Consider the following 16,695-nt stretch of genomic DNA (forward strand, 5'->3'; position numbering starts at 1 on the left):
GGCGACATATCTCCACCATGCCCCAAAGAAGCGCTGGCAGGGAGACAGAGCGGGCAGGCCTCCTGGGGCCAGGTGCGCTCACCGGGTTGTCAGGGCTCGGGGGGGCGGGTTAGAGGATTGGGACGCCTCATGAAAGCTTCCCTACGCCTCCTCCTCCTCGTGGCCACCACGGTGCTCGTCGCCGACCAGGTGACCAAATATCTGGCTGTGTCCCGGCTGACGGATGCCCTGGATGGGCGGGAAGGGGTGTCCCGGGTGACGGGCTTCCTCACCCAGCACAACCTGGACAACGACCCACCGCCCCAGGGTGAGCGGCGGGTGACGCGGCCCTATCGCTTCATCGAGGACTACTGGCACTTCCGCTACGTGGAGAACCCGGGCGCGGCGTGGGGCCTGTTCGCGAACCTGCCGGACGGTGTGCGGCGCGCGTTCTTCCACGTGGTGAGCGTGGCGGCGCTGGCCTTCATCTTCCTGATGTACCGCCGCACCTCGCTGGACCAGAAGATGGTGCGAGTGGCGCTGGCGCTCATCACCGGTGGCGCGTTGGGCAACTTCGCGGACCGGCTGATTCGCGGCTACGTCATCGACTTCATCGACTGGCATTGGCGCAACCAGCCAGGCATGCGCTGGCCCACCTTCAACGTGGCGGACGCGGCCATCTGCGTGGGTGTGGCCTTCATGCTGCTGGACTCGCTCAAGGTGCGCCGCCCGGAGGCCGTCGCGGCGCCCCTCACCCAGAGCCCCAATCCGTGACGGGCGGGGGCCCGGTGGTGTAAGCCCCCGGGCGTGCCTCGCAAATACGTCATCCTCATCGCCGTCGCCCTGGGCGTCATCGTCCTGGACCAGTGGACGAAGTACCTCGTCGTCCGTGAGCTGACCTCCCAGATGCAAGGGCAGGAGACGCTGGGCGGGCGCCTGGGCGCCATGTTCGGCGAGCCGCCCCCGCAGGGCTTCGACGGGTTGCACTACCGGCCCCGCCGCAGCATCGAGGTGGCCGACTCCTTCTTCCGCCTGCGCTACGCGGAGAACCCGGGCGCCGCGTGGGGCCTGTTCCGCAGCCTGTCCCCGGAGAAGCGCGGGCCGCTCTTCCACGTGGTGAGCCTGGGCGCGGTCGTCCTCATCGTCTTCTACTTCCGCAAGCTGTCCGGCTCGGACCCGGAGGAGAAGTGGGCGCTGTGGGGCCTGCCGCTCGTGCTGGGTGGCGCGCTGGGCAACTACATCGACCGGCTGGCCCGGGGCTTCGTCATCGACTTCCTGGAGGCCCACTGGTTCGACAAGGCCGCGTGGCCTTCGTTCAACGTCGCCGACGCGGCCATCTGCGTGGGCGTGGGGCTGCTGCTCGTGGACGCCTTCGTCCGCAAGGAGAAGCCCGCACCGGCCGAGTCCAAGGCCGCCTGAAGCAAAGCCTCCCGGGAGGGCAGCCGGGCGGACCGGCGGGCCCCCTCGCCTTGCCTGGCGGCGCGACAGGGGTAGCCTTCGCGCCGCGCCGCCCCATTCGCCTTCCGGCAGGTCTCCATGCTCCCCGTCCTCATCCGCTTCACGTTCACCAGCCTCTGGACGCAGCTGTTGCTGTACGCGGTCGCCGTGGGCACGGTGGGCTACATCGCCTTCAACGGGTGGCGAGGCGCGCAGGGCGTGCTGGACCCGAAGACGGGCACGCGGGCCGCGACGAACTCCACCGACAAGCTGTTGCGCGCGCTGGGCTTCGGCGTCGCGGGTGCGGGGCTGGCGTGGTTCGGCCTGAAGTACGCGCTGCCCGCCGACGCCTTCCCCGGGGGCAAGGGTGAGGGAATCCCCCTGCACACCTACGGCGTGCTCCTGGCGTCTGGCTTCATCACCGCGCTGACGGTGGCGGGGCGGCTGGCGCAGGACGAGTGGCGCAAGGTGAAGCTCGTGGAGGGCCAGTGGGTGGATGTGGAGGGGCCCAAGAAGCGCGAGCAGGTGATGGACATGGCCTTCTGGGTGCTCATCGGCGGCATCGGTGGCAGCCGGCTGCTCTTCATCCTGGTCAACTGGAAGGACTACGCGCGGGACTGGACGCAGGTGTTGTCGCTGGGTGGCGGCCTCGTCTTCTACGGGGGGCTCATCGGCGCGGCCGTGGCGGCCTGGTTCTTCGCGCGCTCGTCCGGCATGGACTTCCTGCGGCTGGCGGATGTGTGCATCCCCACCGTGTCGCTGGGCCAGTGTCTGGGCCGACTGGGCTGCTTCAGCGCGGGGTGCTGCTGGGGGGATGTGGCTCCCTCGCACGCGGCCACCGCCGTGCACTTCCCGGGGCCGGGGTTGGCGCAGGACCTGCTCGGGCGGGTGGGCAGCTCGTCGAGCCTCGCCTACTCCTCGCAGCTGGAGGATTCGCGCTTCGTGGTGGAGGCGACGGGGCAGATTCTGCACCAGGCGGCGCCCGATGCGATGCGCATCTCCGACTGGGTGGTCCAGCACGGCCACACCCTGGGTGTCTACCCCACCCAGTTGTTCGAGTCGGTGGGCCAGCTGGTCCTCTTCGTGGGGCTCTTGTACGCGCGGCGCTTCCGGCGCTTCCACGGGCAGATTTTCGCCCTGTGGCTGATGTCCTACGCGGTGCTGCGCAGCACCGTGGAATTGTTCCGCGGGGACGTGGAGCGCGGCACCCTGCACGGGCTCCTGGAGTCGTTGGGGGCCCAGGGCCTGGCGGGCGCGGTGCCGCTGGAGGCCTGGTACAACGTCTCCACCAGTCAGTTCATCTCGCTGTGCATGTTCGCTTTTGGCGCCGTGCTGCTCTACCAGAAGGGGCGGCGAGGGGCCGGCGAGGCGGCGGGCGGTCTGGGTCCGACACCGTCTGCGGCGTGAGGTTGATCCCCGGGCGCGGGTTGGGGACACTCTGAGGAGTCATGCCTCCCCCCGACGCCCGACAGTCCGCTTCGAAGTCCTTCGCTGGCAAGCCCCAGGCGGACAGCAGCTCCAGTGAGGCCGTCCTCCAGGAGTGTGAGGCGCTGGAGGCGGAGCTGGCCGTGCTCCGCAACCTCTACGAGCAGTACTTCCTGGGCAACGAGCGTCATCCGCCCACGCGGGCCCACGACGACTTCAAGAAGCGGGTGATGCGGCTGAAGACCGGCTTCATCCGCAGCACCGCCGCGAAGTTCCGCGTCGGGAGCATCCACGGCAAGTACCTCACGTACGAGCGGCTCTGGACGCGCACGCTGCAGGAAATCGAGGCGGGCACGTACAAGAGGGACTTGTTCAAGGCCCGCCGTCGCGCGGAGGTGCGCGGCACATCTTCCAGCAGTGACGCGAAGAAGGGCGTGGTGGAGCTGCCGGAGGACATCTCCGACATGGACTTCGAGGAGGTGGAGGAAGTGCTCCGCCCCCGCCCCACCAACGAGCCGCAGCTGGCCGGTATCGCCGCCGCCGCTTCGGCCATGCCCGCGCGCGGGTCTTCCGCGGTGCCTTCGGTGGCACCCGCCATGGCGCCCGCGTCGCGAGCGAGCGTGCCGGGTGTGGCGCCGCTGACTTCGGGTGGAATGCCTTCGGTGGCGCCGGTGACGGGAACGCCCCCTCGGGGCCAGCCCACCGTGGCGCCGGTGACGGGAACGCCTCCGCGCGGACTGCCCACGATTACGTCGCCGGTGGGTGGCACTCCGGCGAGGGGCACCGCGACGGTGCCTCCGGGCATGGCCACCGCGAAGCCTGTGGGCTCCACGGTTCCCCCGGCGCGTCCTTCCTCCGCGCCGGGTGTGACGGCTCCCAGCCGGCCTCCGGCTCCGGTGGCTTCGGCGGCGCCCAAGCCTCCCTCGGCGGGTGGCGGAGGCATGTCGGACGACAAGCTGCGCGCGGTGTACGACGCGTATGTCACCGCGAAGCGGCGGTGCCAGGAAGACACCTCGAAAATCTCCTACGAGTCGGTGGCCGCGACGCTGCGCAAGCAGGTGCCGGAGCTGCTCAAGCAGCACAACGCCAAGGCGGTGGAGTTCAAGGTCGTCATCAAGGACGGCAAGGCCTCGCTCAAGGCCGTGCCGAAGTAGGCCGCTCGCGATGAATCAGAACCTGGAATCGCTCAAGGCGCGGGTGGCGCGTCTGTCGGTGATGATTTTCGACATCGACGGGACGCTCACCGACGGACGCATCTTCTGGGTGCCCAACTCCGGCTGGACGCAGATGTACAGCGTGCGGGATGGCATGGGCATCAAGCGACTCCAGGAGGTGGGCATCGAGGTGGCCGCCATCTCCGGGGGCGACAGCCTGTCCGCGCAGATGCGCATGCAGTCGCTGGGCATCAAACACGTGCACTTCGGCAGCCAGGACAAGGTGGCGCACTTCGAGAAGCTTCTGGCGCTGCTGAACGTCTCCGCGGAGCACTGCGGCTACATGGGTGACGAGGTGGTGGACCTGCCGCTGCTCAAGGCCGTGGGCTTCTCCTCCGCGCCGCCCGAGGCCCCCGACGAGGTGCGCGCGCAGGTGCATTACGTCGCCCAGAAGCCCGCGGGCTTCGGTGCCGCGCGCGAAGTGTGTGAGTTCATCCTTCGTCACCGGCCGTAGCCACTCGCGGGCCTGCGTGGACGGAGGCGAGGGGCCTTGGATGAGAAGCCCGTGGGCGTGATGAAGGTCTCCCGGCCCTGGTCGTTCGTCGCGCCAGTTTTCGCGACGTGCGTCGGCCTCTGGGCGGCGAGTGCTCACGGTGTCCGTCCCGCCGCGTTTCTTCCGAACCTCGTGGCCATCGTGTTGGGCGGCGCGGGCTTCATGCTGCTGACGCGGGGCCCGTGGGAGTCGCATCGCCGGGCGGAGCGCGTGCTCCCCGTGCTCGCGTGTCTCGCCATCGCCGCGACGTTGGCCGCGCCGGGGCTGGAGGGTGTTCATCGCTGGTGGTCGCTGGGGCCCGTGCGAGTCAACGCGTCAGCGGCCTTCCTTCCTTGGCTGCTGCTCGGCGTCGCGTCTCGCGGTGCCTGGCCTCGGTGGCTTGCGTGCGGGCTCATGGTGTTGGTGCAGGGGTTTCACCTCCTGCAGCCGGATGCCTCACAGGCCACGGCGCTCGCGCTCGCGACGCTGCCGTTGCTGGTGGGCGGCGACTTCGTGAACAGGCGCGTGGGCATCCCCATCGCAATGGTGCTGCTGGGGCTTGTGGTCGTCACCTGGACTCGGAGCGACCCGCTCGCTCCGGTCGACCATGTGGAGCGCATCCTCGTGCTCATCGTTTCGCGAGGAGCGCTGGGGGTGTTCCTGGCGATTGCCGCGATGACGGGGTTGTTGCTCCCAGGACTCCTCGCGGCGCGGAGTCGGGATTCGCGGACCGCGCGACTGGGCGTCGCCTTCGTCCTGTATTTCGCCGCGCTGGTGGGCTCGACGTTCTTCGGAAACTTTCCTGTGCCCGTCCTTGGCGCGGGCGCGGGGACTGTTCTCGGTTGGTGGGCGATGCTCACCGTGCTCGGCGTACATGTGCCAGCGCTTCGAGAGTGAAAAGAGGGCGTTGGCACCGCCGCCAACCCGCGCCGCGGTGTTGAGAATCGTCACTTCGTGAAAAGTCCGCCGGGTCGCTTGCCCGCACGGGTTGTCGCGTCAGGGGGGCCTCCCTAGTTTGGGTTTCGCGCGAGAGGCTTGCGGATGGCGCGAGACACGTGGGAGGCGATGTGGGGATGCAGAGGTGGCTCGGGCTGTCGGTGGTGGTGGTGGGCCTCTCGGTGACCACGGGGTGCTCGACGCCCTCGGAAGAGTCCCAGGAGCGGCTCGCGGCGTTGGAGGCGGAAGCCGAGCAGCTGGACGCGGTGTTGGACAATGTCGAGGAGCGGCTCCTGGGCAACCAGGCCATGCTCCAGACGTGGCAGGAGATGGGGCGTCGTCACCAGGAAGTGACGCAGCTGCATTGTCAGACTTCGGAACCGCACATGCTGGCGCGCATGAAGCACTACGAGAAGATGGAAGAGCGCGTGAAGCAGATGCGGCGTCGCAGCAGCGTGGCCGCGGTGGACACGGTGCTCACCTCCGGCAAATCGTCCAAGCGCCAGCGTGGCGCCAACTGACGCGCGCTTCAGAGGCTCATTCGCTCACGGAAGCGCTGGGATTGACGGCGTGACATCTCCACCTCGGTGCCTCCGCGCAGGCGCGCCACCAGCGTGCCTCCGGGGCCGGGCTCCAGGGTCTCGACGAAGTCGAGGTTGATGAGGTGCTGGCGACTGGCGCGAAAGAAGCGCGCCGGGTCCAGCTTCTCTTCCAGGTAGCTCAGCGAGCGCAGCAGCAGCGGCTGATGTCCCTCCAGGTGCAGCCGGGCGTAGTTGCCCTCGGAGGTGATGAGCGGCACCTGCGCGAGCTGCACCAGCCAACAGCGCTCACCGTCTCGCACGAAGACCCGCTCCAGGGATGCGTCCTGGGTGCGTGAAGGCGCGTGCGGTACATGGCCGCCGCGCTGGCGCACCCGCTCCAGGGCTTCGGCGAGCCGCTCCGCCTCGATGGGCTTGAGCAGGTAGTCGAGCGCGTTGACGGAGAACGCACGCACCGCATGGGCGTCATACGCGGTGGTGAAGATGACGTCCGGAGGCTCGTCGAGTCGGGCCAGCACGTCGAAGCCCGTGCCACCTGGCATCTGGATGTCGAGCAGGAGCAGGTCCGGCTCCAGCGCTTCGACTTGTCGGCACGCGTCGTCCACGTGCGTGGCTTCACCCACCACCTCCACGTCCGGGAAGGCCGCCAGCAGTCGGCGCAGCTCGGCGCGGGCCAATCGTTCATCATCGACGATGAGGACTCTCATGAGGGCAGCGGTATCCGGACGCGCGCCGTGGTGAGCGCCGCATGTGTCTGGTCGAGCAGGAGCGAGGCGTGGGCGCCGCACAGCAGGCGCAGTCGCTCGCTCGCGTTGTGGAGGCCCACGCCGTTGGAGTGGGGCGCGGTGGGAGTGCCGAGGGGCGCGGCGGTATTGGCCACCTCCAGCAGCAGCGCGCCTCCGTGAACGTGGGCGAACAGGCTCACTTCGCCACCTTCCGGAGTCCGCGCGATGCCGTGCTTGATGGCGTTCTCCACCAGCGTCTGGACGAGCATGGCGGGCACGGGGATGTCGAGCGCTTCCGGGGCCACGTCCTCGCGCACGCGAAGGCGCTCGTCGAGCCGGATGGCCTCCAGGCTCAGGTAGTCACGCACCACCTGGAGCTCCTGGGACAGTGGCACCGTCTCGGGGCCGCGAGCGGAGAGGGCGTGGCGGAGCAGGGAGGACAGGCGCGTCACGGCCTGCTGCGCGCGGACGGGGTCCTCGACGATGAGGGCGCGCACGCTGTTGAGACAGTTGAAGAGGAAGTGGGGTTGGAGCTGGGCCTTGAGGAAGCGCAGCTCCGCTGTCTGGGCCGCGGCCTGCTGTTGCCAGCGCTCGCGCTCCATGGTGCGGGCCCGGTCCACGAAGTGGACGGTGAAGTAGGTCAGCAGCCACATCAGCATCACCACGGCCCAGAACGAGACGCCGGTGATCGCGAAGGCGAAGGAGAAGTCCTCGGGCTTGTAGAGGCCGAGCACGGGGTAGGCGAGGAAGAGGCCCACGGCCTGCTGGATTGCGCCCAGTCCCACGCACGCGAGGACCACGCGTGGTGCCAGGCGAAGCAGCGGGAGTTGCACCCACGTGCGAAGGTTCAGCGGGGCTCGGGCGAAGTGAGTGATGACTCCGCCCGAAAGACTCATCGCGAGGGTCCACAACGTGCGGGGCAGCAGTTGCTCCGTGCCTCGCGACAGGGCCACCACCGTGAGGAGGGTCAGCAGGATGTTCACGAGACCGTAGAGGCCCCAGCCGCCCACCTGGCAGGCCGCATACACCTTGGCGCGTCGGGATGACATGCGAGCTCCTGCCTTGCGTGGGACCAGAGTTCACCACGCTCAGCGCCGTGACTCCACGGGAGCGGTGGTCTTCAGGAAGGCCTCCAGCGTGGCGAGGAAGCCCTGGGGGTCGTCCCACATGATGAAGTGCCGGGCCGTGTCGTGCATGACGACACGCGCGGTGGTGAGGGTCTGGTACTGGCCGCGATAGTTGGCCTCCACGGCCTCGCGCGGGACACGACCCTGGAAGGCCACCCACGAGCCGAGCACGAAGGTGGGCACGGTGATGCGCGACAGCTCCGGACGCAGGTCGGTGATGCTCATCTCGTACATCGCCTGCGTCACCGTCTCCGGGTCCGAGTCCGCGCCCCAGCGCGCGGCGACCTCTCGTCGTGCCTCATCGGAGATGTAGACCTGCAGCGCGTGACGCGAGCCCTGGCTGCGCTGCTCCACGGTCTGCATGCGCATCTGGGTGCGGAACTGCTCGGCGAACGGCTTCGAGGTCTCCACGGTGGCACCCGGGTACATCAAGGCGGGCAGGAAGGGCACGCTGTCCACGATGAAGACGCCGCCCACCAGGTCCGGTGCGTCGGCGGCGAGGCCGAGCGCCAGCGCACCGCCCAGGCTGTGTCCGACGATGATGGGCTTCTTCAGTCCCTGCGCGCGGATGTACTCGGCGAGCGCGCGCCGCATGGTGGGCAGGAAGGGCGCGGGGACCGACGGCTGGCCCGCGAAGCCGGCGAGGGTGAAGACGTGGCAGTCGTACTGAGTCTGGAGCCTGTCGACCGTCTCCTCCCACACCTCGCCCGACGACGCGAGACCGGGAATGAACAGCACGGGCTGGCCCTGTCCGGAGCGCTTCACCGCGAAGGGCGCAGTGGGAGTGGCGGCGCTGCTGGCGCCGGAGGTGGTGGCGCAGCCGAAGACGAGGGGCACGGCGACGAACGCCGCCAGGAGCAGGGCACGAGACATGGAGGACTCCCACGAACTGGACGCCGCCGGGATGGCGGTGCCGGGCGAGGAAGAAGGTACGCGCCGGGCCGCCGGGAGCCCTGGATACTCCATGAGCGGTTCTGGTGCGGGATGAGTGGTGGAGGGGCCGGGCGGCTGGCGTGGAGACGGGCTTCTCGTGCAGGCTCATCGGTCAGGGCTTTGGGAAAGGAACCGCTGTGTCGCCGCCACCTTCCACGCAGTCCGCCTCCGAGGAAGCGTTGACAGGACAGGTGCCCGCGCCGCCCGCCGCGGTGACTTCCGGGCCGCCGTTCGCGGAGTACCTGGCGCGGCGGTTGATGGCCGACAAGGGCTTTCAGCCCGGCACGCATCCCGAGGCGGCGGAGTTGGTCGATGCGTCGGACGCGGTGCTCACGTATTCGGACGGGTACTCATGCGTCATCGTCTGCATCGTGGAGCGCGAGCGTGAGCCCTCGCGGCGCTTCACGTTGGAGACCTCGGCGCTGGAGCGCGTGGGCAAGGCGTGTCTGCACTACTCGGGCACGGTGAGTGGGACGAAGCTGCCCGTGGGCCTTCAGCTCATCGAAGTGGGGAGCGGGCCCGCGACGCGGGAGGACCAGGAGCGGTTGGAGCGTCACCGGCTTGGCATGTTCAACAAGGTCCACCTGCATGCGATGCACGTGGACGTGTCTTCTGGCGAGGTGTGGGCGAACACGTGGCGGCGCGCGATGGTGTCGCGTGGCTACGTGCGAGGGTTGCTCCGGGAGCCTCGCGTGATGGAGGGGCAGGAGGTCGAGGTCGCGGAGGCCGTCGAGCGCAAGCCGGTGCTGACGGTGGCGTTGCTGGTGGCGCTGGCGCTCGGCTTCGCGGCGGAGCACCTCTTCGCCGTGGGCTCACCGGGCACGGGGCTGCTCGCGCCGGGTCTCCAGACACTGGTGGGATTGGGAGGATTGGTCTCGGGGCTGGTGCTGGAGCATGGCCAGTGGTGGCGACTGTTCCTGGCGCCGCTGCTGCATGGAGACCTCATCCACCTGCTGCTCAACGGCTTCTGCCTCTGGTTCGGGGCGATGGTGCTGGAGAGCATGGTGGGCCGAGCGTGGCTGGGGGTGTTGCTTGTCGTGAGCGCGCTGGGCGGCGGAGCGTTGTCGATGGCGCTCAATGGCGATGCGGTGGTGTCGGTGGGCGCGTCGGGGGCACTGATGGGGCTCCTGGCGGCGGTGTTGGCGGTGAGCCGACGTCTGCCCGTGGGGCCGGGCCGTGTGGAGGTTCAGATGATGGCGCTGCGGCTGCTGGTGCCTTCACTGATTCCCATCGCCGTGTCGCGCACGGGGAATCAGGTCGACTTCGCAGCGCACCTGGGAGGTGCCCTCGCGGGAGGCGTGGTGGGGCTGGGGCTCGCGCGGGTGTGGCGGCGTGAGGACGCGACGCCACCCGGGACGCGGTGGGCGGGCGCGGTGTCCTTGTTGGCACTGGGCGCGGTGGTGGTGAGTCTTGTCTTCGCGGCGGGCTTTCGCGAGGACCTGGCATCGATGCACTGGCCTTGATTCAGGCGAGTGACGGGCCCAGGGAGGAGAGGAACTCGGGGTGCCCTACCGTGCGCGCAGCTCTTCTCGAATCTCCATGAGGATGCGGCCCAGCATGTTCTTGCCGCGGCCATCTCCGCCGTCGCCCCAGTAGTCATCCTGGTCGGTGTGCTCGACGAGCTTCGCGTCGCCGGTCTCCAGCAGGAGCCGGGCAAGGTCCTCGTGCTGGGTGAACTTGGCGCGCACGGCCTCGCGCATGACGGAGACCTTGATGGACTCCCAGTCCCGTCGGAGTTTGCGCTTGCGGTCCCTGCCCAGGCGGGCCGCGAGCATCGGTGTCCGGGCCTGTCGGACGGCTTCCTCGTCCGTGGGGTCTTCGAACTTCCGGGCCTGGAAGTAGTGCTCGCTGGTGGGCCACGTCTTGCCACCCAGCTTGATGGGGTAGGGCGCGAAGTTCGAGCACCAGCCGTGGTCGTCGGTGACGCTGTAGAAGTGGATGGCCTCGGTCATGTTGATTCACCTGGGTGTGAGCCAAATCCTACCGGCATTGTGCCGGGTACTTCGTGACACGCTTGCTTTTCAGGCTTCACCGTCTGTGGTGAGGGTGCAAGGGGTCTCCCGGTAGGCAGACGAGCAGACACACCGTTCCGTGACGGCGTGGGCGAATCCAGGTAGAACCGCCGCCGTGAGACGCGCCACGCACGCAGTCCTCGCCGCCATCGGAGCGGGGTTGCTGGGATGCAACGACCTGGAAGTCTGCGGTTCCACGGCCCAGGACGTCACCCGTGAAGACGGGAGCGTCTTCCGCTGTGTCACGTCCGAGGACTGTCCTCGCACCTCCCGCGTCGACGTGTGCGTCACCGACGTCTCGCCCATCGCCGAGTGTGTGAGCTGCGAGGATTCGCGGTGCGTCACCGTCACTCCGGAGAAGTGCTAGTGCGGGCGCTCCGGTTCGCCCTCGTCGCGTTAGCCCTGGCGGGTGCCGGGTGTCGTCGCGACAAGCCTGTCGACCACCTCCAGAGAGCCCGCGACGCCATCTTCGAGAAGCGTCCCGACGAGGCCCTCGTCGAATACCGCAAGGCGTTCGACATGCTGCGCCACGACAGCTCGCCGGAGGCGCTCGTGTTGCGCGCCCGCTCGCTGAAGGGCGCCGCCGACGTCTACTGGCTGGAGCAGCGCAAGGTGAAGGAGGCCGTGGGCGTCTACCGCGAGCTCATCCAGCAGTGCCCCGAGTCCCCCGAGGCGCTCGAGGCCCGCATCATCCTCGCGGAGCTGCTGCGGGTGCACTACCGCGACCTGCGCGGCGCCATCGACCAGCTCACCGCCGCGCTCCAGCGCAATCCTCCGCAAGGCGCGGAGCTGCACTACCAGGTGGGCAAGCTCTACTTCGAGCTGGGCGACTATCAGCAGTGCGAGCTGGAGACGCGCCGCCTCGTCGAGCGCTTCGCCACCAGCGTCTTCGTGGACGACACCCTGTTCCTCCAGGCGCAGGCCATCGCGATGATGGAGGGCCGACGTCAGGAGGCCTCGCGCGCCTTCGCGGACCTGCGCACGCGCTTCCCGGACTCGGAGCTGTCCCCGCACGCCCTCTTCGAGATGGGCAAGCTGCGCTCGGATGCCGGCGAGCACGAGAAGGCCATCGAGACCTGGGTGGAGACGCTGAAGACGCACCCGGACCCGACGCTCGTGCAGGACTACATCGCCCGTGCGCGTAAGCGCATCGCCAACACCACGGCGGAGGGTGTGGGCCAGCGCGAGGTGGCCTTCGACCGGGCCCGTCCCGCGCGCTCCTCGCTCGAAGCCGTGGGTGGCAGGCCCGAAGAGGCGGCGCACGAGCACGACTGACGCGGGGCCCGTCCAGGGCGCCTACGCCGGTACGTCCAGCACCGCTTCCAGCAGGGGCGCCGCCACGGCCGGGTCATCCGCGTCCGCCACCAGCAGCAGGTGCACGCGGCCACCTTCCACCCGCGCGTCCACGCCCTCCAGCTTCACCTTCGCGTCCACCGAGTCCAGGAACAGCGGCGTCCCATCTGGCGCCAGCAGCCCCACCGCGGAGCCCGCCACCGGGCCATCCGCGTAGGCATTCCGGGTGTCCTCGGCCGTCGCGGTGAAGACGAGCCGCCCATCCGGCAGCGGTGACGCATCGGTGAAGGACAGCCGCACTCCGCCGGCGTGGCCCAGGTCCCAGCGCCGAATCGTGCGCAGCACCTCCGGGCCCAGAGCGCCCACTTCGATTCCGCGCAGCGCGCGCTCGCGGTCCAGGTCCACCAGCGCGTCCACGCCCGTGTCCCCGTTGCCCCGCTGCAACAGCCGCAGCCGGCTGCCCACCATCGCCGCGCCCTCGATGTTGAGCGAGCCCAGCTCCCGGCCAATCTGCTGGTACAGCGCCGAGCAGTCCACCGTGCGCGCCTCGCCCGCGAGCGCTCCCTCCGCGCTCAACGGCAGCACGGCACCGCGCATGCGCACGGAGGTGGAGCCCGACGGCAACGCGAGCAGGGCCCCATGCGGCGCCCCGGCGAAGGGCCCCAGCGCGCAGAGCACCTCCAGGTCGGGCTTGGCCGCCTTGCGTGCCTGGGTTTCCTCCGGCAGCTCGCCCGCGAAGAGTCGCGCGAGTCGTCCCGGGGCGTCTCCGCGCGCGGGGAACGTCGCCAGGTGCAGCGAGTCGTCCGCGACGACGTAGAGCCACTCCCCCACGCGCACCAGTCCACTGGCGGCGGAGACATGGGCGATGCGGCCCGGAGACTCAGGGGCCTCCAGGGTGAGGGTGCGCCGAAGGGTGGTGCGAATCATGGCCGGACCTCCCGCGAGGGATGTGACTCGCGCCTCTAGAGCAGCGTGCCGCGCAGCAGGAGGCTGGCGACGGTGAAGTAGATGACCACGCCGCTGACGTCCACCAGCGTGGCGACGAAGGGCGCGGAGGCGCTCGCGGGGTCGAACCCGAAGCGGCGCAGCACCAGGGGCAGCATGGAGCCCGCGAGCGTGCCGAACGTCACCACGCCCAGCACGGAGAGCGCCACCGCGCAGCCCAGCAGGAAGGCGTGCTCGCCATAGGCACCGGACACCTCCTGCCACAACACGATGCGGCCCAGGCCCACCGCGCCCAGCACGAAGCCCAGCACCAGCCCGGAGAGCACCTCGCGCCGGGCCACGCGCCACCAGTCCTTCAGCCGCATCTCGCCGAGCGCCAGCGCGCGGATGATGAGCGTGGAGGCCTGGCTGCCGGAGTTGCCACCGGAGGAGATGATGAGCGGCACGAAGAGGCTGAGCACCACCGCGCGCTCAATCGCGCCCTCGAAGCTGCTCATGGCCGTGGCGGTGAGCATCTGTCCGAGGAAGAGGACGAGCAGCCAGCCGATGCGCTTCTTCAGCATTCCGAAGAAGCCCACCTCGAAGTAGGGGGCCTCCAGGGCCTCCATGCCGCCGACCTTCTGGATGTCCTCGGTGGCCTCTTCCTGGACGACGTCGACGATGTCGTCCACCGTGACGATGCCCTTCATCCGGTTCTGCTCGTCGAGCACGGGCAGGGCCATGAAGCCGTGCTCGGCGAAGAGCTGGCTCACCACTTCCTGGTCCGTGTTCTCCGACACCGTGATGACGTCGTGGTGCATGACGTCCGCGACCTTCTTGTCGCTGGCGGCCTGGAAGAGCTGGCGCAACGAGAGCACGCCCTGCAGCCGCTGCTCCGCGTCCAGCGCATAGGCGTAGTAGACGGTCTCCACCTTCTCCCGCGCTTGCTTGCGCAGATAGCCGATGGCCTCGTCGATGGTCATGTCCGGCCGCACGCGGGCGAAGCGCGGGTTCATCAGACCGCCGGCGTCGTCCTCCGCGTAGGCCAGCAGCACGTTGACCTCGCGCCGGCTCGCGTCGTCGAGCTGCGCGAGGATGGCGTCAGCCTCCTCGGGCTCCACCGCCTGCACCAGGTCCGCCAGGTCGTCGGGGGGCAGCAGCCGCACCCACGTGCGCCGCTCCGATGTCGGGAGGTGGAGGATGAGTTCCGCCTGCTCGCGCGCGGACAGGGCGAGGAAGAAGTCGTCCGCCACCGCGGTCGGCAAGAGGCGGAAGCCCTCCAGGCGCTCGTCGATGGAGAGCACCGGCCACGCTTCATGGAGCTCCTCCATGGAGAGCGAGGCGCTGAGAGGGCTGTCCATCATGGGGCTCGCCTCCGAGGGTGGGAGCGCGCGGCCAGTCGCGACGCGCCGGCCTCTCTACACCCGCACGGAGGGCACTGCGAGAGGCAGGCAACCATCTCCCCTCGCTTTTTCCGAACCTGTCACCAGCCTGGGGCCGTGGACCGTTCGTGGGAGCCCCAGCCAGTCGATTCCGGGGTGCGGACCGGTGGATTCAGGGCAGGGCCTGCTCGTAGACCGTGGTGAAGCCGACAGTGGGGCGCGAGTCTCCGCCCCAATGAAAGCGGGGCGAAGTGGCGCGAGCGCCCTCGGCGAGCGGCATGTTGGTGGGCATCAGCTCCAGCCCCAGCGCGGACCTGTCAGGGAGGACCCTCGGCCGTGTCAGCGCGGTGGCCTTCCGGGGGACGGCGTACAGGGCGGGGACGGTGAAGCCCCCTCGGAGGGGCGCGTCGGCCACGGCGATGGAGGCATCCAGGATGAGCGCGTTGCGTTCCTCGAGCCGCCCCTCGGAGATGCCCCAGCGATGCAGCATGCGTCCGGCGTTCAACGTGGGGATGTTGACGCCGACCTGGGTCCACAGGATGCCGTCCTCCATCCCCACGGGTCTGCCGCGCACGAGAGCGCACAGCAGGCCTTCGGGCAGGAAGGCCCCGTCCGCTCCGACCTTGAAGGCGCAGGCCGTGCTGTTGTCGATCGGCCCGGGCTGACTCACCACCAACACCTGGTCCTCCGCCGCGCGCACCAGCAGCCCCACCGCGCTGTCCAGGCCAAAGGGTATCCGAGGCTGCCCTGTCGCCCAGAAGGCGGGAGTGGGGGACTCAAGCACCCCGGTGTCGGTGAAGACGAAGCGGTGCAGGAGCTCGGCGTCCAGGACCACCAGCTCGTTCTCCGAGGCCAATCGCGACTGGATGACCTTCACGCCCGTCGTCGTGCTCAGCAGCAGCGAGCCCGTCAGCTCCAATTCGGAGCCCGTATCCACGTACCGGCGCACCCGCCCATCTCCCACCACCCAGACGACGTTGCCCGACACGGCCACATCGGGAGGCGTGGCGCCGGTGCCCAGTCGCAGGGGCCGGTCGGAGGGGCTGCGCAAGGCGACCCCGTCACACAGCCACAGGCCGTGCGCGGTGCGCTCGAGCTGGCCACATCGGGGCAGGGGCAGGGTGACGGGGGAGGGAGCCCCCGCCCAGTGGCTCGCCGCATAGACGCCGAGCTGCCGGATGCCACCCACCGGGGTGAAGGCGAGGATGACGTGGTGCCGACCCACGACGGTGGGCGTGAAGCTCAGCGTGGCCACCGTGCCCGACGCCTGCAGGGAGACCTCGGAGGGGATGACGTGGTTCTCCGGGTCGAAGACCTCCGCGGTGGCGGTGTCGGGAGCCTGGGCAGTCTTGCCGCTTTCGCACTGGAGCGTCCGGGTGGCGATGTCCACGCGCATCGCCGCGGGAGCGCCCACGGGGACGAGCAGCGGGTCGATGCCTGGCGCTTCCCCTGGGAGCGACAAGTTGCAGAGGGCCGGTTCATCGTTCTGCGCGCAGCCAGGGAGGGCGAGCAGGGCGGCCAGGGCGAGGGGGAGGGTGGTCTTCATCCGAGGGGGTCTCACCCCGACGTCGGCGTCCCCTCCGGCCAGGGGGAAGCGGCGCGGGCTTCGTCCTGACTCATACCCCGAACCGGAAGCCCGGTCAGCCCCGGTGCGACAAGGGTGTCGCCTCGCGGATGCTGGTGTGTGCGGGGCAATCCCTGTCTGAAAACACTCGCATGTCAGGGATGAAATATCCGCGCGTCATTTCTCGATGAAAGGAGCGGTGACCATGACGACGGCGAACCTGACGAGCCCGATGAACCCCGAGATTCTGAACGACACTGTCAGCGGCATCGATGCGCTCGCGCCCGCCGGTCTTGCCACCGCTCTTGCTCCAGCCCTGCTGGGAGATACCGCCGGCGGTCGTCCGCCCGGAACCTGACTCTTCCGCGCCCGTTCTCGAACGTGGCACGGCAGGCAGGGCCGGGCTCCCGAAAGGGGACCCGGCCCTTCTCTTTTTCCGGGCACGCACCAGTACCAGCACACGCAGCCTTGGCCGAGAGGCGAGGCACCTGAGCGCCACTCAGGACGACGCGGGTTCAAATCCCGCAGGCTGCTTACTCAAAGACATTCATGGGGACGTAGCTCAGCGGGAGAGCACTCGGTTCGCATCCGAGCGGTCCCGGGTTCGAATCCCGGCGGCTCCACTCAATCACAGTTGTTGTTCGTGTCTGTTTCAAACGCCGCGGTAGCCCAACCTGGTAGAGGCGCTGCTCTCAGAATGCAGAGGTTGCGGGTTCGACTCCCGCTCGCGGCA

The 16,695-nt window shown here is 69.2% G+C and carries 18 protein-coding genes and 3 tRNA genes; 14 read left to right on the plus strand and 7 right to left on the minus strand.

All coding sequences use genetic code 11. The features are described 5' to 3' along the window. The first annotated feature begins 129 nt into the window (after positions 1-129). The 7 genes from lspA (FJV41_RS25115) to FJV41_RS25145 all read left to right on the plus strand — a co-directional run bounded on the left by lspA (FJV41_RS25115) (position 130) and on the right by FJV41_RS25145 (position 5,984). Positions 130-753, plus strand: coding sequence for a signal peptidase II (gene lspA / locus FJV41_RS25115; protein ID WP_141645085.1), 624 nt, complete (start codon positions 130-132; stop codon positions 751-753). A 33-nt stretch (positions 754-786) separates the two neighbouring features. Further along, positions 787-1,398 (plus strand): signal peptidase II, encoded by a 612-nt coding sequence (gene lspA / locus FJV41_RS25120; RefSeq protein ID WP_141645086.1) that lies wholly within the window; start codon positions 787-789, stop codon positions 1,396-1,398. Positions 1,399-1,515: 117 nt separating this feature from the next. Further along, the gene (locus tag FJV41_RS25125; protein WP_141645087.1) at positions 1,516-2,823 is read left to right on the plus strand and encodes a prolipoprotein diacylglyceryl transferase; all 1,308 of its coding nucleotides are present in this window, start codon (positions 1,516-1,518) and stop codon (positions 2,821-2,823) included. Between the two features lie 41 nt (positions 2,824-2,864). Next, positions 2,865-3,995, plus strand: coding sequence for an MXAN_5187 C-terminal domain-containing protein (locus FJV41_RS25130; RefSeq protein WP_141645088.1), 1,131 nt, complete (start codon positions 2,865-2,867; stop codon positions 3,993-3,995). A gap of 10 nt (positions 3,996-4,005) precedes the next feature. Beyond that, the gene (locus FJV41_RS25135; RefSeq protein WP_141645089.1) at positions 4,006-4,509 is read left to right on the plus strand and encodes a KdsC family phosphatase; all 504 of its coding nucleotides are present in this window, start codon (positions 4,006-4,008) and stop codon (positions 4,507-4,509) included. A gap of 36 nt (positions 4,510-4,545) precedes the next feature. Continuing rightward, the gene (locus tag FJV41_RS25140) at positions 4,546-5,424 is read left to right on the plus strand and encodes a hypothetical protein (protein WP_141645090.1); all 879 of its coding nucleotides are present in this window, start codon (positions 4,546-4,548) and stop codon (positions 5,422-5,424) included. A 176-nt stretch (positions 5,425-5,600) separates the two neighbouring features. After that, complete coding sequence (locus FJV41_RS25145) at positions 5,601-5,984, plus strand: hypothetical protein (protein WP_217439225.1); 384 nt, start codon at positions 5,601-5,603, stop codon at positions 5,982-5,984. 8 nt (positions 5,985-5,992) lie between these two features. Here the strand turns inward: FJV41_RS25145 and FJV41_RS25150 are convergent, their stop codons facing one another. Genes FJV41_RS25150 through FJV41_RS25160 form a run of 3 tightly spaced genes read right to left on the minus strand, consistent with a single transcriptional unit; the run spans position 5,993 to position 8,727 of the window. Further along, positions 5,993-6,709, minus strand: a complete 717-nt coding sequence (locus FJV41_RS25150) for a LytR/AlgR family response regulator transcription factor (RefSeq protein ID WP_141645092.1) — start codon at positions 6,707-6,709, stop codon at positions 5,993-5,995. Further along, the gene (locus FJV41_RS25155; protein WP_141645093.1) at positions 6,706-7,776 is read right to left on the minus strand and encodes a sensor histidine kinase; all 1,071 of its coding nucleotides are present in this window, start codon (positions 7,774-7,776) and stop codon (positions 6,706-6,708) included. The genes FJV41_RS25150 and FJV41_RS25155 overlap by 4 nt, the downstream gene beginning before the upstream one ends. Before the next feature lie 39 nt (positions 7,777-7,815). Further along, positions 7,816-8,727 (minus strand): alpha/beta fold hydrolase, encoded by a 912-nt coding sequence (locus tag FJV41_RS25160; protein WP_141645094.1) that lies wholly within the window; start codon positions 8,725-8,727, stop codon positions 7,816-7,818. 197 nt (positions 8,728-8,924) lie between these two features. Here FJV41_RS25160 and FJV41_RS25165 point away from each other — a divergent pair, with 197 nt between their 5' ends. Further along, positions 8,925-10,250 (plus strand): rhomboid family intramembrane serine protease, encoded by a 1,326-nt coding sequence (locus FJV41_RS25165; RefSeq protein ID WP_141645095.1) that lies wholly within the window; start codon positions 8,925-8,927, stop codon positions 10,248-10,250. A 45-nt stretch (positions 10,251-10,295) separates the two neighbouring features. Here FJV41_RS25165 and ybiA read toward each other — a convergent pair whose 3' ends face one another. After that, on the minus strand, positions 10,296-10,739 hold the full coding sequence (gene ybiA, locus FJV41_RS25170; protein ID WP_141645096.1) for a riboflavin biosynthesis intermediates N-glycosidase: 444 nt from the start codon (positions 10,737-10,739) through the stop codon (positions 10,296-10,298). Between the two features lie 175 nt (positions 10,740-10,914). Here ybiA and FJV41_RS25175 point away from each other — a divergent pair, with 175 nt between their 5' ends. After that, on the plus strand, positions 10,915-11,166 hold the full coding sequence (locus tag FJV41_RS25175) for a hypothetical protein (RefSeq protein ID WP_246137398.1): 252 nt from the start codon (positions 10,915-10,917) through the stop codon (positions 11,164-11,166). Beyond that, on the plus strand, positions 11,166-12,074 hold the full coding sequence (locus FJV41_RS25180) for a tetratricopeptide repeat protein (protein WP_141645098.1): 909 nt from the start codon (positions 11,166-11,168) through the stop codon (positions 12,072-12,074). Before FJV41_RS25175 ends, FJV41_RS25180 begins: the two co-directional genes overlap by 1 nt. Positions 12,075-12,095: 21 nt before the next feature. On the opposite strand, the gene FJV41_RS25185 is transcribed toward FJV41_RS25180, so the two are convergent. The 3 genes from FJV41_RS25185 to FJV41_RS25195 form a co-directional block, all read right to left on the minus strand. Then, entirely contained in the window at positions 12,096-13,019 is a 924-nt protein-coding gene (locus tag FJV41_RS25185; protein ID WP_141645099.1) for a DUF6929 family protein, read from the minus strand. A 35-nt stretch (positions 13,020-13,054) separates the two neighbouring features. Beyond that, a complete protein-coding gene (mgtE, locus tag FJV41_RS25190) occupies positions 13,055-14,380 on the minus strand; it encodes a magnesium transporter (protein ID WP_141645100.1) in 1,326 nt (441 codons plus the stop codon). 190 nt (positions 14,381-14,570) lie between these two features. Beyond that, positions 14,571-15,944 carry a hypothetical protein gene (locus tag FJV41_RS25195; protein ID WP_141645101.1) on the minus strand — a complete coding sequence of 458 codons (1,374 nt, stop codon included), beginning with the start codon at positions 15,942-15,944 and terminating at the stop codon, positions 14,571-14,573. 223 nt (positions 15,945-16,167) lie between these two features. Here FJV41_RS25195 and FJV41_RS52470 point away from each other — a divergent pair, with 223 nt between their 5' ends. The 4 genes from FJV41_RS52470 (at position 16,168) to FJV41_RS25210 (ending at position 16,695) form a co-directional block, all read left to right on the plus strand. Beyond that, positions 16,168-16,320 carry a hypothetical protein gene (locus FJV41_RS52470; RefSeq protein WP_174457030.1) on the plus strand — a complete coding sequence of 51 codons (153 nt, stop codon included), beginning with the start codon at positions 16,168-16,170 and terminating at the stop codon, positions 16,318-16,320. Between the two features lie 104 nt (positions 16,321-16,424). Then, a tRNA-Gly gene (locus tag FJV41_RS25200) sits at positions 16,425-16,496 on the plus strand. 17 nt (positions 16,497-16,513) lie between these two features. Next, positions 16,514-16,585, plus strand: a tRNA-Ala gene (locus FJV41_RS25205). Positions 16,586-16,620: 35 nt separating this feature from the next. Beyond that, positions 16,621-16,695: transfer RNA gene (locus tag FJV41_RS25210), tRNA-Leu, on the plus strand.

The sequence above is a fragment of the Myxococcus llanfairpwllgwyngyllgogerychwyrndrobwllllantysiliogogogochensis genome, assembly GCF_006636215.1.
GTDB classification, from domain to species: Bacteria; Myxococcota; Myxococcia; order Myxococcales; family Myxococcaceae; genus Myxococcus; species Myxococcus llanfairpwllgwyngyllgogerychwyrndrobwllllantysiliogogogochensis.

Coding starts and splice junctions, on each gene's coding strand:
- FJV41_RS25185 (WP_141645099.1), bottom strand. CDS start 13,019: ATGATTCGCACCACCCTTCGGCGCACCCTCACCCTGGAGGCCCCTGAG.
- FJV41_RS25150 (WP_141645092.1), bottom strand. CDS start 6,709: ATGAGAGTCCTCATCGTCGATGATGAACGATTGGCCCGCGCCGAGCTG.
- FJV41_RS25135 (WP_141645089.1), top strand. CDS start 4,006: ATGAATCAGAACCTGGAATCGCTCAAGGCGCGGGTGGCGCGTCTGTCG.
- FJV41_RS25195 (WP_141645101.1), bottom strand. CDS start 15,944: ATGAAGACCACCCTCCCCCTCGCCCTGGCCGCCCTGCTCGCCCTCCCT.
- FJV41_RS25145 (WP_217439225.1), top strand. CDS start 5,601: ATGCAGAGGTGGCTCGGGCTGTCGGTGGTGGTGGTGGGCCTCTCGGTG.
- FJV41_RS25125 (WP_141645087.1), top strand. CDS start 1,516: ATGCTCCCCGTCCTCATCCGCTTCACGTTCACCAGCCTCTGGACGCAG.
- FJV41_RS25130 (WP_141645088.1), top strand. CDS start 2,865: ATGCCTCCCCCCGACGCCCGACAGTCCGCTTCGAAGTCCTTCGCTGGC.
- FJV41_RS25160 (WP_141645094.1), bottom strand. CDS start 8,727: ATGTCTCGTGCCCTGCTCCTGGCGGCGTTCGTCGCCGTGCCCCTCGTC.
- FJV41_RS25155 (WP_141645093.1), bottom strand. CDS start 7,776: ATGTCATCCCGACGCGCCAAGGTGTATGCGGCCTGCCAGGTGGGCGGC.
- mgtE (WP_141645100.1), bottom strand. CDS start 14,380: ATGATGGACAGCCCTCTCAGCGCCTCGCTCTCCATGGAGGAGCTCCAT.
- lspA (WP_141645085.1), top strand. CDS start 130: ATGAAAGCTTCCCTACGCCTCCTCCTCCTCGTGGCCACCACGGTGCTC.
- ybiA (WP_141645096.1), bottom strand. CDS start 10,739: ATGACCGAGGCCATCCACTTCTACAGCGTCACCGACGACCACGGCTGG.
- FJV41_RS52470 (WP_174457030.1), top strand. CDS start 16,168: ATGACGACGGCGAACCTGACGAGCCCGATGAACCCCGAGATTCTGAAC.